The 230-nt window shown below is 41.3% G+C and carries 1 pseudogene; it reads left to right on the forward strand.

The features are described from left to right. Positions 1-230: pseudogene (locus tag KVT27_RS26435) on the forward strand (DUF188 domain-containing protein); the annotation flags it as partial.

The raw sequence follows: 230 nt of genomic DNA on the forward strand, positions 1-230 counted from the left end.
CACGATATTGTCATAACACAGGATTATGGGCTAGCGGCAATGGCTTAAGCAAGAGGGGGCTATCCAATTGAACAAAATGGACGAGAAATGTCTAATGAAAATATCGAACGCTTGCTCGATATGCGTCATGTCGGTCAAAAAATTCGTCGAGCAGGTGGACGCACCAAGGGCCCTAAAAAAAGGACACAAGAAAACAATATTTCGTTTGTAATGAAATTTCGACAAATTTG

The organism is Lysinibacillus sp. GbtcB16 (genome assembly GCF_019091145.1).
Taxonomy (GTDB): domain Bacteria; phylum Bacillota; class Bacilli; order Bacillales_A; family Planococcaceae; genus Lysinibacillus; species Lysinibacillus fusiformis.